Genomic DNA, 846 nt, shown 5'->3' on the forward strand with positions numbered 1-846 from the left:
GCCGGCGTGCCGGCGCCACATCTGCACCGAGCGCTTGTAGGCGCCGGCCTGCTCGAACAGCAGCGCAGCCCGCAGGAACGCCTGCCCGGCAGCGCGCTGGTGGCCCTCGGCCACCTCGATCTCCCCCAGCAGCTGCTCGGCCTCGGCGCGGGAGTGCGGCGCCTCGGCCAGCGTGGTGTCGTCGAGGGAGTACTCCACCAGCGACCGCGCCGTCCGGGTCTCGCCCGAGAGCAGCCAGTAGCGCGCCTCGGCGAGCCGGAGCTCGGTCAGGTCGCTCGGGTTGCCGACGATGCGCAGGGCGTCACCGGCCTGGTGGAGCAGCTCGAGCACGTCGTCGACCACGCCGTTCTGCAGCCGCACCACGGCCGCGGCCTTGCGGAACCGGCCCCAGTTGCGCAGGTCGACGTGCGGGTTGAGAAGCCGCGCAGCCTCGGCGTGGTGCCGGGCGCCCTCCTCCGCCGCACCCGACAGCCAGGCCATGTTGCCCAGCGTCCAGTGGGCCAGGCCGGTGACCTGCGGGGAGCCGATGCGCCGCAGCCGGCGCTGCAGCCCCTCGGCCACCTCCTCGGCGCGCTCCACCTGGTCGGCCTCCATCAGGGCACCGAGCAGGACCACCCGAGCCTCGGCCTCGAGGTCGGCGTCGTCGACCAGACCCGTCAGCGACAGCGCCCGCTCCCCCCGCTCGACCGCCAGCCCCAGGTCGCTGGCCGAGCGGCTGGCGCGGGAGGCCAGCAGCAGCGCCTCGACCTGCAGCCGCGGGGCGGAGACCGCCAGCGGGTCGCCCGCCAGCGTCATGGCGAGCCGGGCCGCCTGCTCGCTCTCGTCGCCCTCGAACAGCGCCCGGGC

At 75.9% G+C, this 846-nt stretch carries 1 protein-coding gene; it reads right to left on the minus strand.

Going from position 1 to position 846, the window contains the following annotated elements; genetic code table 11:
• Window positions 1-846: hypothetical protein (locus GC722_RS17950; RefSeq protein ID WP_197430287.1), on the minus strand; the 846-nt coding region annotated here is incomplete at both ends.

The sequence above is a fragment of the Auraticoccus cholistanensis genome, assembly GCF_009742705.1.
GTDB lineage: Bacteria > Actinomycetota > Actinomycetes > Propionibacteriales > Propionibacteriaceae > Auraticoccus > Auraticoccus cholistanensis.